This window comes from Candidatus Neomarinimicrobiota bacterium, assembly GCA_021734025.1.
GTDB lineage: Bacteria > Fidelibacterota > JAANXI01 > JAANXI01 > JAANXI01 > JAANXI01.
The window spans coordinates 1-15,017 of record JAIPJS010000022.1 but is presented as its reverse complement, the minus strand read 5'-3'; the positions used below and the strand labels follow the sequence as shown (position 1 = coordinate 15,017).

Genomic DNA, 15,017 nt, shown 5'->3' with positions numbered 1-15,017 from the left:
TTCTATGGCTAAAGACAGATACCTGATTACCAGTGCACTTCCGTACGCGAACGGCCCGATTCATATCGGGCAGCTGGCCGGAGCCTACCTTCCGGCTGATATCTATGCCCGCTATTGCCGCCTCCAGGGACGGGACACCCTCTATATCTGCGGTTCCGATGAACACGGCGTACCCATCACCATCAAGGCTGAAAAAGAAGGCATCACGCCCCAGGATGTAGTAGATACATATCACTCCAGGAATAAGCAGGCGTTCGAAGCGTTTGGGATGAGCTTTGATAACTACAGCCGGACGTCGCTGCCGGTGCACCACCAGACTGCGCAGGACTTTTTTACCAAACTCCACGAAAAAGGCATTTTCAAGAAGAAGACTGAGGAGCAGCTGTATGACGAGGAAAAACAGATGTTCCTTCCTGACCGGTATGTGGTGGGCGAGTGTCCCAAATGCGGTCACGACGAAGCGTATGGAGACCAGTGTGAAAAATGCGGTTCCTCCCTCTCGCCAACGGAACTGATTAATCCCCGTAGCGCCTTGACGGATTCGGAGCCGGAGGTCAGAAAGACCACGCACTGGTATCTGCCATTAGGAGATCTGCAGGATCAGTTGGAGGAATGGATCCTTCCCAAAGAGGGCGAATGGAAGAGCAATGTCTTCTCCCAGGTGAAAGGTTGGTTGGATCAACAGCTCTCCGACAGAGCGGTCACCCGGGATCTTTCCTGGGGCGTCAATGTCCCGCTGGAGGAAGCGGAGGATAAGGTACTGTACGTCTGGTTCGATGCGCCGATCGGGTACATCTCCGCCACCAAAGAGTGGGCCGAACAACAAGGCGATCCGGATCGCTGGAAAAAATACTGGCAGGATAACGATACCCATTTAACCCACTTCATTGGAAAAGATAATATTGTATTCCACTGTCTGATATTCCCGGCGATCTTGATGGCACACGGCGATTACGTTTTACCGGAGAATGTTCCTGCCAATGAATTCCTGAATCTCAAGGGGATGAAATTTTCCACAAGCAAAAATATCGCCGTATGGCTGGATGAATATCTGGAAGATTTTCCGCCGGATCCGCTGCGCTACGCTCTGGCCAGTACGATGCCGGAGCTCCGGGATACGGACTTCTCCTGGGAGGACTTTCAGTCCCGCAATAACAACGAATTGGCGGATATCGTTGGTAATTTTATCAATAGGGCGCTCCACTTTGCCCATAAATATTTTGACGGTAAAGTACCGGAGCCAGCCGCTGTGGGTGACCTGGAACATCGGTTGGTGGAAGCGTTGACCGAAGCCGGAGAAAATATGGGAGAAGCCTTCGATAATTACCGGTTCCGGGACGGTGTGCGCGCGTTTCTGCTGGCAGCGAAAGCGGCGAATAAGTATTTCAACGATAAAGAGCCGTGGAAAACCCGGAAGACCGACATGAAGGATTGCGGCACGGCGATCTATTATTCTATCCAGACGGCCCGGGCGCTGGCCATTTATATGCATCCGCTGATGCCGTTCTCTGCGGACAAGGTCTGGAAGATGCTGAACCTGGAGGGCGACGTCTCCGACCAGCAATGGGAACGTGCAGCAGTATTTAGCGTTGAACCGGGCCATGCATTGAATGCCCCCGAAATTCTGTTCGAAAAATATGATGATGACGTCATCCAGGCGCAGGTCGAGAAACTGCAGAACCGGGTGACTGAGTCTCCTGATGACGAGGAGGGGGCATCTTACTCTCCTCCGGGATTTAAGGAGCAGATCAGCTTTGACGATTTTCAGGATTTGGATCTGCGGGTGGCAGTAGTGTCGAAAGCGGAGGCCATTCCAAAGGCGGACAAGCTACTCAAATTGCAAATTGATTTAGGCAGCGAACAGCGACAGATAGTCGCCGGCATCGCCCAGCGTTTTGAGCCGGAGGAACTGGAAGGCCGCCGGATCATCGTGGTGGCCAACCTGGAACCGGCCAAGTTGATGGGAGAAGTCTCCGAAGGGATGCTCCTGGCTGCAGAGGGGGATGATCAATTCGGTCTGCTGACGGTGCCTGAGAAACTGCCGCCTGGTTCGCCGATCCGCTGATTTATGTTAATCGATACCCACGCCCATATTCAGTTCGATACCTACGATTCCAACCGGGATGAGATTATCCAACGGGCTCAAGATAATGGTGTGGAGTATATCGTCTGTCCCGGGATCGATCCCGATTCGAATGAATTGGCTATCCAAATAGCCGAACAGTACGATAACGTCTTCGCAACCGTCGGCATCCATCCCCACGACTCAGAAGACTTGCCCGAAAAATGGCTCCAAACGATTGAAGAACAGTTGGAGCATCCTAAAGTCGTGGCACTCGGCGAAATCGGATTAGATTATTTCAAGGAATACACGCCGAAAGAGACTCAGCGCCGGATCTTCCGGGAACAGCTGGAACTGGCATCGTCACTGGATATACCCGTAGTGGTGCATAACCGCGACAGTGATGAGGATATGAAATCACTCATGCTAAACTACGGCCCGAAGACCGGCGTAATGCACTGCTTTACCTCGGATATAGATATGGCACAGGCATTGGCAGACACCGGATACATCATCTCCTTTTCCGGCATCGCAACCTTCGGTAACAAGACGGTCACCAGAACTATCCGCGAACTGGATCTCAGCCATATGATGGTGGAGACGGACTGCCCGTTCCTGGCGCCGGTACCGAAGCGCGGTAAAACCAACGAGCCTGCATTTGTCCGGCATACAGCGGAAAAAGTGGCTGAGTTGAAGTCGGTAGACATCGATACAGTAGAAAAAGTCACTACCGAAAATGCCATCGGCCTGTTCAGCCTGCCCCTATGAAGTTTTCTGCCAGTAAATCTCTTGGGCAAAATTTTTTGGTTGATGACAATGTTGTCCGGAAAATCCTGCACACGTTTTCTCCGCGCACCGATGAATTAATCATCGAGATTGGTCCTGGACAGGGTGCGCTGACGAAGTATCTGGATGAGCTTGGTGTGGAAACGGTGGCGGTGGAGCTGGATGAAAAACTGGTGGATTATCTCCGGGGAGAGTTAGGTGAGGAGTCTACCGTCCGGATAATCCATGCGGACGTTCTCGATACGGACATCACCGAGATTGCTGAAAAGACTGATAAACCGATCCGCGTTTTGGGAAACATCCCGTACAACATTACTTCGCCGCTCCTGTTTCATCTCATTCAGCATCGGAATGTAATTGTTGATGTCTTTCTGATGATGCAGAAAGATGTCGCCGACCGGGTGACTGCCGATCCGGGGAATAAATCGTACGGCATTCTTTCAGTGTTGCTTCAGACCTATGCAGACACCGAGTTCGAATTCAGCGTCAGCCGCAATGTGTTTCGGCCAAAGCCCAGGATCGCTTCCGGCTGCATCTCACTCCGGTGGCACGATCGATGGAGCCGGCATATTCCCGATTTCGACCTGTATCGCGTGGTGGTTCGAACGGCCTTCGGAAAGCGCAGAAAAACCCTGCGGAACGCTCTGGATTATCTGCCGCTATCTGCCTTTGACCCGGACACACTGTCGTTTGATACCGGCCAGCGCGCCGAAGAACTTGATATCCGGGAGTTCATCAAACTCACGCGGGAAATCGCCGAAATTTATCCGCAGTACAGGAATGAAGTTGTAAATTCAGAGCTATAAATTAGTGTATAATATTTATTGAGACTATGCATGAAAGAGGATTAACGTTAATTTTAAAAACAGGAGTTGTGGGGAATAATTGTGCATGGAAAGGTTTCATTTGGTTCACACTAAACTTGAAAATTGTGTTGAAGCATCCCACAATGAAATTGCTATGTTTTTAACTGATGGAAGAGAACCGATTTTCTTTCTGGCCTCGTAATTCATTTCGTATACATGCTCGGCGACTGTAGGAAGAGCCAGAATCAGCTGTTTGACCGAGTCCGTTTGCAGGATGAGGGAGTTCTGATTCTGGCCCGAAAGGAGCCGGAAGCGTGATCGAAATGAATTACGCAGACTTGACCTTTTGTAACCCTTTTGGGTCAAGCCAAAAGGGTGATGACCTGCCGGGATGCAGAGGAGGAATACTTTTGAATTCTGTAAGACGTATTTGATGAATAAAAATTAACCCGAAGAGAGGCATTTATGCCCAAAGATTTAATAGAAAGCATCTCCGGAATCCGTGGAATTGTGGGAACCGGGCTGACTCCCCAGTCCATCGTGAATTACATCTCAGCGTTTGCACACTGGGTTGATGGTCCCCGGGTCGTTGTGGGAAGAGACAGTCGTCAGCACGGTCTGCTCATCCGGCAACTGGTGATCGCCACGCTTCGCGCAAAAGGGATTGAAGTGTGCGACATCGGGATCACGCCAACGCCGACTGCTCAGCTGATGACCGAACACCTGAATGCCGACGGCGGTATCATGATTACCGCCAGCCACAACCCGGAGCAGTGGAATGGGCTGAAGTTCATCAACGCCGACGGGATGTTCCTGGATGCCACGCAGGTGGAGGAGATGTTCTCGATACTCCGGAACGGGGAATATACCTTCGAAAAATGGGATAGGATAGGTGATGTCCGGGAGATTCACGGCGCCATTGATGAACATATTGAGTCCATCCTGGATCTTTCAATAATTCAGCCAAAGAAAATCGCGAAAAGGAAATTCCGGGTCGTCGTCGATGCCGTCAATGGCGCCGGATCGATTGCACTGCCGGCACTGCTGGAAGAACTCGGTTGCGAGGTCCTGCCAATCAATTGTGTGCCAAACGGGCGATTTCCACACGAACCGGAACCGCTTCCGGAAAATCTGACCCAGCTGAGTGAAGAGGTGAAGCGTCAGAATGCCGATTTGGGCATTGTGGTCGACCCGGATGCCGACCGGTGCGGACTGGTGGACGGTGACGGGAAGTACCTGGTCGAAGAGTACACACTGGTGATGGCCGTTGATACCGTCCTTGCGCAGCTCCAATCGCAGGATTCGGATCAGATGGACAAGCCGGTGGTAACGAACCTCTCTACAACGCTCGCAGTGGACAAAATCGCAGAAAAATATGGGGCAGAGGTTGTACGCACACCGGTTGGTGAAATCAATGTGGCCACACGAATGGCGGATCTGGATGCCCTCATCGGCGGTGAAGGAAACGGAGGAGTGATTCTCGCTGAAAGTCATCTTGGCCGGGATTCGCTGGTTGCCTCAGCACTGGTTCTGCAGCGCCTCACCGATCTGGATACTTCTATTCGTGAATACTTTGAGAGCCTGCCCCGGTTTGTGATGAGCAAGGAGAAACTGGACATCGGCGATTCCGATCCCCGAAAGATGCTATCGCAAATTCAGGAAGAATCGGATTCGGCGGAGATCGATCTTCAGGACGGTGTAAAATTTACCTGGAGCGACAGGTGGGTACATATACGAACGTCCAACACCGAGCCGATTATACGGGTTTACGGAGAGGCCGGAAGTAAGGAAAAGGCTGACGAGCTGACAACAAAATATCTGAACCGGCTCAAGGAATTAGCCTCGGATTAATACAAGGAACTGTAATGGAAGAATTCACAAATATTCAGTATGAAACCGACCGGATCCTTTCCGAATTTTCCGGCGACGATGAGAACAAATTCTGGCTGGACGGAATTGATACGAGCGGCTCGACCGAATTATCTTCATTGGAAAAATTGGCTCAATCAACTCCCACGAATTTTCAACCGGCTGCACTTGCAGGTATTATCGACCACACTATTCTGAAGCCGGAGGCGACGCCGGAACAGGTCAGACAAATTTGCGAAGAGGCGAAAGAATATAAGTTCGCCAGTGTATGCGTGAATCCCTCATTTGTGGATCTCTGTGTAAAAGCCCTTGGAGGGAGCAAAATCCCTGTGGCTTCAGTGGTCGGGTTTCCGCTGGGGGCAAATACAGGCCATTTAAAGGCCGGAGAGGCTAGAGAAGCGGCTACTGATGGCGCAAGCGAACTGGATATGGTCATCAACATTGGGCATCTGAAGGCCGGCGATTACGCCTATGTGCAGGATGATATCGCCGCAGTGGTAGAGGCCGCGCCGAACTGTATTGTCAAGGTCATTCTGGAAACGTGCCTGCTGACAGACGAAGAAAAGGCGATAGCGTCACTTCTGGCCAAAGAAGTCGGTGCAGACTATGTAAAAACGTCTACCGGATTTTCCTCAGGCGGGGCAACGGTACACGACGTTGCCCTGATGCGATATACCGTTGGGACAGATATGGGAGTAAAAGCTTCCGGAGGGATTCGGACTGCAGAAGATGCAATACAAATGGTAAGAGCCGGTGCCAGCCGTATCGGCGCCAGCAGCGGCGTACAGATTATTTCTAAAGAGTAACTTTTTTACGATTTTACAGGGTATCTAGAACCGGCCTTGGAATGAGATTCCAAAGCTTCCATCAAAATCTCGTATTCTCTTTACGAAATGAACGTTGAGTCTACTCGAACAAAAAGTCCATGCCGATGAAAACATTTGCGTTTATGAGCATGGAGACCCAATAATTGAATAGTCCGTCATTCCCCATCGGGATCCCCATGGGATATGGCGGGGTATTTGAGGTACTTTGAACTTTTACGGGGCTTCAGCCCTTTTTATCCCGCCATCCAGAAAACCACGTGTGTGAACCCGTAGATGAATGGTTTTCTGGGCGGGATTCCGCCCAGACTCCGCCGAATGGCGGAGTCAAAGCAGGAACCCCGGCTGTAAAGCCGGGGGGCTCCATACCAAGGTCAAAGTTATTAATTCGAAATTTTTTCTAAAGGTCGCGGCTGGCAGCCTTCCGAGGGTTGCCAGCCACAGTACTGATTCATTGATCTATTTCACGTTCCCCATCAATTTTTTCATCCAGGGTGATACCAGCAGTGCCACGAGGCCGGCGCCACCGATAATCAGCGCCACGTTCCAGAAAAGTGACGATGGCGCCAGGGATTCCAGGCTGCCGGCCACCAGTCCGGCGAACAGGTTTCCGAGCGCTGCGGCAATGAACCAGATACCCATCATCTGGCCAACTCTGTCCTTGGGAGCCAGTTTGGTGATGGATGACAGGCCTACCGGTGAAAGCGCCAGCTCGCCGCAGGTATGGAGAAAATAGGTAACGATTAGCCAGGCCGGCGTTACCGGATTGGCTGCTGTGGCGTTCACAGCTCCCCACGACAGTACAAAAAATCCGGCTGCCAGACCGAGCAGTCCCAATGCAAATTTCGCCGGGATAGAGGGATTGGCGTTCCTGTGGGCAAGCCACGTCCACAGCCATCCGAAAATCGGCGCAAATATTACGATAAATGCCGGATTGATATTCTGCAGCCAACCGGCCGGCATCTCAAAATTGCCGATCATCCGATTGGTCAGATCTCTGGCAAACAGGTTCATGGATGACCCGGCCTGCTCGAAACCGCTCCAGAAAATTGCGGCCAGAATAAACAGCCAGAAAATTGCACCGAGGCGCTTTTTCTGATCCGTATCGTATCCGCCTGCGACAAACAGATAGACAAAATACAGTATTGCCAGAACAATGATAGCGTAACCAAGTCCCGTGGCAAACGCTTGCAGCGTGATGGAAATTATGCCGCTCGTGGCGAGAAAAACAAACAAAATGAGCGCAGCTGCAGCCACCGCAGTAACGGTGTAAAATAACTTGCTCCGTTGCTGGAGTGTCTCGGCATCATCATCGATCTTGAGTTCGCCGGCATTGCCAAGGTATTTGGCACCGCGCTTGTACTGGAAAAGCCCCAGCAGCATGCCGAATCCCGCGATAGAGAATCCCCAGTGAAAATTATAGCCTTCTCCGAGAAAGCTACAAATTGTCGGTCCCAAAATGGCGCCGATATTGATGCCCATATAAAAGATGGAGAAACCGGCATCCCGGCGGGCACCCCAATCCTCGGCATCTTTCCCTGTAGCTTCCAGTTCTTTCTTTTCGTCATCCGACGGTTCCGGATACAGATCGCCAACCATGGTACTGACGTTAGGTTTCAGGAGGCCGGTACCTAATACAATCAGGATCAGGCCGCCGTAAAACGAAGCCACGTCCGGGAAACCAATTAATGGCGCCGCCATGGTAAAGTGTCCGGCCGCGATAATCACGCCGCCCCGAAATACGGCCTTACGCTGGCCCCAGAGATTATCGGCAACCCAGCCGCCTGCCAGCGCCAGCAAATATACCATCGAAGTATATAAACCGTAAATAGCCGTCGCTTTGCCAACGTCAAACCCCAATCCGGGGTTATTTACGGTGAGTGGGGCAGTCATAAAGAGGACGAGAAGGGCACGCATCCCGTAGTAGCTGAAGCGCTCCCACATCTCTGTAAAAAAGAGGGTCGCCAGTCCGCGGGGGTGGCCCATGAATGTTTTGCCGGTCTCGTCCGGTACCGGAGGGGATGTACCTGCGTTGTTCTGATTCATTGCGTCATCCGTTTTTGCTAATGGTTAATCGGTTCAGATTGTTCTTCTGAATCGGTGGATGATTCCATTTTAGTCCAGTCATTGATTCCGAAATTATCGACAATAAATCCGGTGACCAGGGCTAACCCGATTCCCAGAAGAATTGAATATAATGTGTTTGTATCCAAGACTATACCGGAAATTCCAAAAATGATTATCCCCAAAAAGGTGCCGCTGACGTAAAACTTCAAATTCTCCATATAATGACCGACCAAGCCGATCCCACTTCCCATCAGGGCACCGGCAATGAGTAACCAGAATACGCTGTAGGAGATGGAGATATTCGGAAATAAATTGGGACCAAGAAAAATAAGCGCCAGGCCGACGGTGATACTACCCGTGGAAAGACCGAGCAGATATTTCGGCATCAGATGCGACCTGCCAGTAGGAGTTGACGGAGGTAGTCCAGGGGAATAGAACCGTAGCTCAAAATCTGCTGGTGGAACTCCTGAAGCGAGTAATCCTGTCCATACTGCTGACGGTATCGCCGCCGCGTGTCAAGTATCTGTTCTTTCCCTATAAACGAGGCTGACGGAGTAACAGCATTCATCTGGAGATAACGCCAAATTCTGTTCGCTTCTGCAGTAGTAATGAATCCATCGGTGCGCAGACGAGCTATCGCTTCAGCCCGGTTTAATCCCTGGATATGAATTCTGTGATCCAGTACGGCGATGAGTGCATCCCGAATTTCGCGTTGTACCTGTAAGACTCTGATTTCAGGTGATTCCTGTTCCCAGCCTTCATCAACCATCATTTTTTCTGCATAGGATCCCCACCCCCGGCGAAGGACCGTACCGCCGTAGAGGGAGCGCACCAGAGACGGAAATCGGCGGGCATAGTATTCCTGCATATATTGTCCCGGAATGCCGTATCGCATGGCAACGAGCTGGAGTGCAAAATTATTGTACTCTTCCAGAAATTCCTGAACTTGCTTTGCAGACCAGTCTGTAGGAATTGCCCGGAATAGGATTTCCGCGAGGTATTCTTGCTCCAGCAAACCAGGATTATGGAGCCGGGCCACAGTATTGCCTTGAAGCAAAAGTACGTCCGAACGGGCACGCAGGGATACCTCGTGTGCCAGGGATATCAACTTATGTTGCCGGACGAATTCTTCCATTGGACCGAGCTGCGAGTTCAGATATTGGACGATCTCATCCTCTGCAGAATGACTCTCTCGAATACGGTTCATTACCCGCTGGATTAACCGGGTTTTCTGCCCCCGGTTTGGGTTGCGATATCGGATACTCCACCACTCCTCAGCCAATCCTGCTGCCGCAAGGAAAAGCGTATCTCTAAGAGCCGTGACCTGCTCTTCGGCTTGTGTCAGAATCTGTTCCGGCTGAACCTCAGAACTGATGAGGTACCTGAATTTTTGTGCATAATATGAACCGCCCAACCGGACTTGCCTGGAGGCATTCGGCAATACCTGGCTCTCTAATTGACCGGCGAATTTATTTAACACATTGCTGCCGTTGGACGCCCAGTTCTCCAATGAAGTCCGGGTCGGTTGATCCAGTGACTCAAATAAAGGAAGGAACGCGCCATTCGACAGGTAATCTGCAATTTCCCGGGCTTGCCGGATTGCTACCTCGGTATGTTCCGGGGTGGGGTTCTCGAGTTGTCCGATGACCTGACCGAGCCAGCCGCCGAGATTTTGCAAGCGCCGTATCAGAGCCTTAGCACGCTGGGAATCGGGGACTACCGGATCGCTGGCGAAGTCAATGAGTGCTGACGTCACTGTCTCCGTATACTGCGTCGGATCCCAGGAAAATACCTTCAGCGTATCGAGACGGAAGACCTGATATCGAAGCGCTTTGTTTAAAATATAGTAATCTATGCGGTTTTGCGTGCTTAAGTCTGCCGGATCGATCCCGTCCAAATCATCGAGCGTAGAGAGGTACAACTCTTTTCGATCTTCCTGCCCGGTTTGGGTCAGATCCGGCAGGCGGTGATCGTACTCACGAAAACCAACCTGCCCCGCCTCGACCGGATGTTGGGACGCCCATTGCCGGAAATAATTGTCAGTAACTGATGTAAACTCCTGATTGTCTGACGCGCCGCACCCCCAGAGGAGAAGTGTGGCAACAAGCCACAGTATGAGCTGTCGGCCTATGGATCTTTCGAACTGCATCTCAGATAATTCCAAACTGTTTTCCGTGCTCTTCGAATTTCGCCAGGACTTTGTCCATCTGCTCTTTGCTGTGGGTGGCCATGTAGCTGGTCCGCAGCCGCGACGATTTCTCCGGCACCGCCGGCGACACGACCGGATTCGAATAAACCCCGTCCTGGTACAACGCCTTCCAGAAACCGAACGTTTTCATATTGTCTCCGATAATTACAGGAATCACGGGCGTGGCGCTTTTGCCTATGTCGAATCCAAGTTTCGTATAGCCTTCCTGCATATATCTGGTAATTTCCCAGAGATGTTCGCGGCGTTCCGGCTCTTCCTGGATGACCTCCAGTGCAGCAATTACCGTCGCCACCGAACTCGGCGTCATGCTGGCGCTGAAAATCAGGCTCCGGGATTTGTGCTGCAGGAAATCGACAACGTCCTTTTTCCCGGCGATAAACCCGCCAACGCACGCAAACGATTTACTGAATGTGCCCATAATCAGATCCACTTCCTCTTCGACCCCCCAGTGCTCGGCGGTGCCGCGCCCGTGATCGCCCAGCACACCGATAGAATGCGCATCATCCACCATCAGGCGGGCGCCGTACTCGTTTGCAATTTCCAGAATGTCGGGAAGCGGTGCGATGTCGCCTTCCATGGAAAAAACGCCGTCCACCACTATCAGTTTACCTGCGTCCTCATCAATTTTGGACAGTACCCGTTCCAGATCTTCCATATCATTGTGGCGATATCTGACCGTTTCACCGAATGAGAGCAATCCGCCATCAACGATACTGGCGTGATTGAGTTTATCCATGATGACGTAATCATCTTTGCCTACCAGAGTGCTGATGACACCAAGGTTTGTCTGGTATCCCGTGGAATACACCAGCGCGGCTTCACAGTGCATAAATTCGGCGAGTTTGGTTTCCAGTTCTTCGTGCATATCCAGAGTACCGTTTAAAAATCGGCTTCCGGTACAGCCGCTGCCGTACTTGTCAGTGGCCTCTTTGGCCGCCGCCAACACCTTGGGGTGATACGTGAGGCCCAGGTAGTTGTTTGAACCGATCATAATTCGCTCAACACCGTCAACAATGGCCTGGCCATCTTTATTTTCGGTAATTGGAATGAAGTAGGGGTACCAGCCCTCCTCCCGCGCGGTCTTGGCGTCCGTAAATTCCCAGCACTTTTCGAAAATGTCCATGTGTAACCTCGAATCCTTTGCTATTCGCATTCCGTCAGTCTAAATACCTGCAGGCGCGGTGGCGTTAGATTTTATCGCTGCGTTTCAGGAGATCCCGGTTCAGAATAAAATATCCGGCAAGTAGCAAGCCGAGAATAATAAACAAACTCTTGAAAAAGGGGAGTGTACGATAGGTAATTATGAGGGAAACAATGGCGATGGCATCCGCTCCGAGCAGCAAATACATCCCCCAAATGTATAGCTGAAGGAGGCCGTACCCCACGACGACTAATCCAATACCGGAAAAGAGATAGGCGTATAGTGTGAGTGTATTCCGTTCCCCAATAACGATAGGAACAACGACCAATGCCATCCCCGCCAATATAATAAACAGCGCAAATATCCTGATAACAATAATAGCAGTGGTGGTTTCCGATGAACGGTCACTCACAGATGACTCAGCCATATCTTAATTCCTTTCCTTCGCACGAATTGCGTGAACAATTCCTACCAGAGTCGGTATCCCCAAAATTAAACTATAATATAATAAAAGTGTGTTACTTAATTGGGCATATGCCGACGTGATGGAACCTTCTCTGGGCAAAATATAGAGAAAAAAATCCAGAATCGCGGTGGTAATCACCCAAAGGCCCCCCAGCTGAAATCCGTAATTGATATGCTGGATATCAATGAGCTGCAAAATTTGCCAACTTAAAACCGCCGCGACTAACACTCCGAGTATCGTGAGCGTTAGCCAGATATTAATTTGCGCCCAAATTAAGGCCCGAAACAGGTGTATGACACCGTTCATCATATTGATGATGAGCGCACCCATTAAACCGAGCTGAAGTGGAATTGATAGTGAGGTTTCATGATTTGCCATGCAAAAATGTAGATGCACCTTGGAATAAACGCAAGGAAAAGCCCGACACTCCGGTTTGCACCTCTTATCGGAACTGGTTATTATCCATATTCATGCGGATAAAGATTATCATTATGGTGATGGTAAGTGTTAGCATCATCGGAACAAGAGGATGTAATATGGACCAGAGGACGGGAAAAAGAACGAATAGACTAGCAGACGCCACAAGCCCGTACCTACGGGAAGCCGCCGATCAGCCGGTTCATTGGTACCAGTGGGGCGAAGAGGCGTTTCAGGCAGCGCGTGAGCAGGATAAACCGATCCTGTTGGATATCGGCGCCGTTTGGTGTCACTGGTGTCACGTGATCGATAGGGAATCCTACAGTGAAGAGGAAATCGCCGGGATTATTAACGAGCACTTTGTCGCCATCAAAGTCGACCGTGACCAGCGGCCGGATATCGACAGCCGGTATCAGAAAGCGGTGCAGGCACTCTCCGGACAAGGCGGCTGGCCGCTGACGGCCTTTCTGACGCCGGAAGGTGAGGTGTTTTATGGGGGGACTTATTTTCCACCGGAATCCCAATACGGCCGTCCGGGGATGAAAGAATTGCTCCCGAAAGTGGCACAGTATTACCGGCAGAACAAGGATGAGGCGCTGGAGAATGCCGCAAAAATTAGAGAGCATCTCTCCAAGGAGGCCGAATCCTTCAAAGCTGGTGAACTTTCGCCGCAGATGCTCGACTCGTTTGCTGTCAATATCCGGGAGCGATACGATTCCGAGCATGGTGGATTCGGAAACAAACCAAAGTTTCCCGGAACCACGGCACTGGAGTTGGCAATTCATTTCTGGAATAATTCCGGGGAATCGGAAATCCGGCATCTGGTAACGCATACACTGACCTCCATGGCCCGCGGGGGATTTCACGACCAGCTGGGCGGTGCATTTCATCGGTATTCGGTGGACGAAGAGTGGCATGTGCCGCACTTCGAGGTGATGTCGTATGTGAACTCGGAACTACTACGGCTCTATGCATACGGGGCGCAATTGTTTGAAGATGAGTATTATCGCCAGGTCGCAGAAAATCTTGTGGATTATATCATGAAAAAAGGTGCCGATACCCGGCATGGTGTATTTTATGCCAGCCAGGACGCGGACTATTCCATGGAGGACGATGGCGATTACTGGACTTGGACGGTGGAGGAAGTTGATGCGGTACTGAATGAAGAGACGGCGACGATTATTAAGGAATACTATGACATCCGCAATCAGGGGGACATGCAGGAGAATCCGGCGAAAAACGTATTGTGGATCAGAAAATCTCCGGAGAACATTGCCGAAGAACTAGGCAAAGAGGTCGAAACCGTTGAATCGGCTATTGAATCTGGTTCCCGGAAGTTGTTAGAGGCGAGAGAGCAGCGCCCGGAGCCATTTATCGACACCACACTGTATGTGGACTGGAACGGGATGATGGCGGCGGGAATCCTGGAAGCAGGCCGGATATTGGAAAGAGAGGATTTGACAGAACTGGCCCTCAAAACCCTGGACAGGATCTGGGAGGAGGGCTGGCACAGGGAACGCGGGCTGGTACACCGACTCGGCGATACGCCCGGCGAGGACTGGGGATTGCTTGGTGATCAAGTCTTTTACGCCAAAGCCTCCCTCCTGGCCTATGAGTTAACCGGAGAGACGGGATATCTGGAGCGGGCGCAACAGTGTCTGGATTATGCGCTTGAGCATCTCTGGAATGAGGAGGCCGGGGGATTTTATGACACCGCGACCGGGAACGGCGATACGCTCGGTTTCCTGGACATCCGCTCCCAACCGATTCAGGATTCGCCAACCCCTGCAGAGAACAGCATCGCAGCCCTGGCGCTCCAACGGTACTATTTACTGTCCGATAACGTACACTATCATGAAAAAGCGGAAGTTACGCTCAAACGGTTTGCCGAATCTGCATCCCGGTACGGAACCTTTGCCTCCACCTTTGGACTGGCAGTATCACAAGTAATCCGTGAACCGCTGCATATCCTGGTCATCGGTGATGGTGAGTCGGAGCTGTGGGAGACTGCGAAGCGGGAGAAATATCCTCTGGAGGTTTTGCAGCGTGTCTCGGATGCAGAGGAGAATGAGTATATCCCGGAGGTTGCAGCAAGCGCTGTCAGAAACCTCGATTCCGGGAAGCCGGTGGCGCTCATCTGCACTGCAACCAGCTGTACGGCACCGATCTCTGATGTAGAAGAATTTCGGGAACGACTGGATGAGGCGCGGAGTGGGGGATGATTTACTAAGACCCGTTGTGTGAAACTCGATGAACAGAAAAAGACTCGTACAGAAGGCTACTCCGGTGTATATTATGGGTGCTAAGCTCATAATAAAACACGGAGATAGCCTTATGCACGATATCAAAAAAGCCTTCGACCAACTCCGA

At 51.2% G+C, this 15,017-nt stretch carries 12 protein-coding genes; 6 read left to right on the top strand and 6 right to left on the bottom strand.

Annotated features, from left to right (window positions below; all coding sequences use genetic code 11):
• The first annotated feature begins 4 nt into the window (after positions 1–4).
• From metG to deoC, 5 genes are all read left to right on the top strand, one after another.
• A complete protein-coding gene (metG, locus tag K9N57_15955; GenBank protein MCF7805680.1) occupies positions 5–2,065 on the top strand; it encodes a methionine--tRNA ligase in 2,061 nt (686 codons plus the stop codon).
• Positions 2,066–2,068: 3 nt separating this feature from the next.
• Positions 2,069–2,830 carry a TatD family hydrolase gene (locus tag K9N57_15950; protein ID MCF7805679.1) on the top strand — a complete coding sequence of 254 codons (762 nt, stop codon included), beginning with the start codon at positions 2,069–2,071 and terminating at the stop codon, positions 2,828–2,830.
• A complete protein-coding gene (gene rsmA, locus K9N57_15945) occupies positions 2,827–3,654 on the top strand; it encodes a 16S rRNA (adenine(1518)-N(6)/adenine(1519)-N(6))-dimethyltransferase RsmA (protein MCF7805678.1) in 828 nt (275 codons plus the stop codon). The genes K9N57_15950 and rsmA overlap by 4 nt, the downstream gene beginning before the upstream one ends.
• 465 nt (positions 3,655–4,119) lie before the next feature.
• A complete protein-coding gene (glmM, locus tag K9N57_15940; GenBank protein MCF7805677.1) occupies positions 4,120–5,505 on the top strand; it encodes a phosphoglucosamine mutase in 1,386 nt (461 codons plus the stop codon).
• A gap of 14 nt (positions 5,506–5,519) precedes the next feature.
• Positions 5,520–6,329 carry a deoxyribose-phosphate aldolase gene (gene deoC, locus K9N57_15935; GenBank protein ID MCF7805676.1) on the top strand — a complete coding sequence of 270 codons (810 nt, stop codon included), beginning with the start codon at positions 5,520–5,522 and terminating at the stop codon, positions 6,327–6,329.
• Between the two features lie 477 nt (positions 6,330–6,806).
• Here deoC and K9N57_15930 read toward each other — a convergent pair whose 3' ends face one another.
• The 6 genes from K9N57_15930 to K9N57_15905 form a co-directional block, all read right to left on the bottom strand.
• Entirely contained in the window at positions 6,807–8,393 is a 1,587-nt protein-coding gene (locus tag K9N57_15930) for a peptide MFS transporter (protein MCF7805675.1), read from the bottom strand.
• 17 nt (positions 8,394–8,410) lie between these two features.
• Positions 8,411–8,800, bottom strand: a complete 390-nt coding sequence (locus K9N57_15925) for a hypothetical protein (protein MCF7805674.1) — start codon at positions 8,798–8,800, stop codon at positions 8,411–8,413.
• Positions 8,800–10,563, bottom strand: a complete 1,764-nt coding sequence (locus K9N57_15920) for a DUF885 domain-containing protein (GenBank protein MCF7805673.1) — start codon at positions 10,561–10,563, stop codon at positions 8,800–8,802. Before K9N57_15920 ends, K9N57_15925 begins: the two co-directional genes overlap by 1 nt.
• A 1-nt stretch (position 10,564) precedes the next feature.
• Positions 10,565–11,746 (bottom strand): aminotransferase class I/II-fold pyridoxal phosphate-dependent enzyme, encoded by a 1,182-nt coding sequence (locus K9N57_15915; protein ID MCF7805672.1) that lies wholly within the window; start codon positions 11,744–11,746, stop codon positions 10,565–10,567.
• A 64-nt stretch (positions 11,747–11,810) separates the two neighbouring features.
• Positions 11,811–12,191, bottom strand: coding sequence for a hypothetical protein (locus K9N57_15910; GenBank protein ID MCF7805671.1), 381 nt, complete (start codon positions 12,189–12,191; stop codon positions 11,811–11,813).
• Positions 12,192–12,194: 3 nt separating this feature from the next.
• Positions 12,195–12,608, bottom strand: a complete 414-nt coding sequence (locus K9N57_15905; protein MCF7805670.1) for a hypothetical protein — start codon at positions 12,606–12,608, stop codon at positions 12,195–12,197.
• Positions 12,609–12,766: 158 nt separating this feature from the next.
• On the opposite strand from K9N57_15905, the gene K9N57_15900 reads away from it, so the two are divergent.
• Positions 12,767–14,869, top strand: a complete 2,103-nt coding sequence (locus K9N57_15900) for a thioredoxin domain-containing protein (protein ID MCF7805669.1) — start codon at positions 12,767–12,769, stop codon at positions 14,867–14,869.
• The last annotated feature ends 148 nt before the right edge of the window (positions 14,870–15,017 follow it).

What these genes read in the sequence shown, in the direction of transcription:
- metG (MCF7805680.1), top strand. Translation starts at nt 5, where the DNA reads ATGGCTAAAGACAGATACCTGATTACCAGTGCACTTCCGTACGCGAAC.
- K9N57_15950 (MCF7805679.1), top strand. Translation starts at nt 2,069, where the DNA reads ATGTTAATCGATACCCACGCCCATATTCAGTTCGATACCTACGATTCC.
- rsmA (MCF7805678.1), top strand. Translation starts at nt 2,827, where the DNA reads ATGAAGTTTTCTGCCAGTAAATCTCTTGGGCAAAATTTTTTGGTTGAT.
- glmM (MCF7805677.1), top strand. Translation starts at nt 4,120, where the DNA reads ATGCCCAAAGATTTAATAGAAAGCATCTCCGGAATCCGTGGAATTGTG.
- deoC (MCF7805676.1), top strand. Translation starts at nt 5,520, where the DNA reads ATGGAAGAATTCACAAATATTCAGTATGAAACCGACCGGATCCTTTCC.
- K9N57_15930 (MCF7805675.1), bottom strand. Translation starts at nt 8,393, where the DNA reads ATGAATCAGAACAACGCAGGTACATCCCCTCCGGTACCGGACGAGACC.
- K9N57_15925 (MCF7805674.1), bottom strand. Translation starts at nt 8,800, where the DNA reads ATGCCGAAATATCTGCTCGGTCTTTCCACGGGTAGTATCACCGTCGGC.
- K9N57_15920 (MCF7805673.1), bottom strand. Translation starts at nt 10,563, where the DNA reads ATGCAGTTCGAAAGATCCATAGGCCGACAGCTCATACTGTGGCTTGTT.
- K9N57_15915 (MCF7805672.1), bottom strand. Translation starts at nt 11,746, where the DNA reads ATGGACATTTTCGAAAAGTGCTGGGAATTTACGGACGCCAAGACCGCG.
- K9N57_15910 (MCF7805671.1), bottom strand. Translation starts at nt 12,191, where the DNA reads ATGGCTGAGTCATCTGTGAGTGACCGTTCATCGGAAACCACCACTGCT.
- K9N57_15905 (MCF7805670.1), bottom strand. Translation starts at nt 12,608, where the DNA reads ATGGCAAATCATGAAACCTCACTATCAATTCCACTTCAGCTCGGTTTA.
- K9N57_15900 (MCF7805669.1), top strand. Translation starts at nt 12,767, where the DNA reads ATGGACCAGAGGACGGGAAAAAGAACGAATAGACTAGCAGACGCCACA.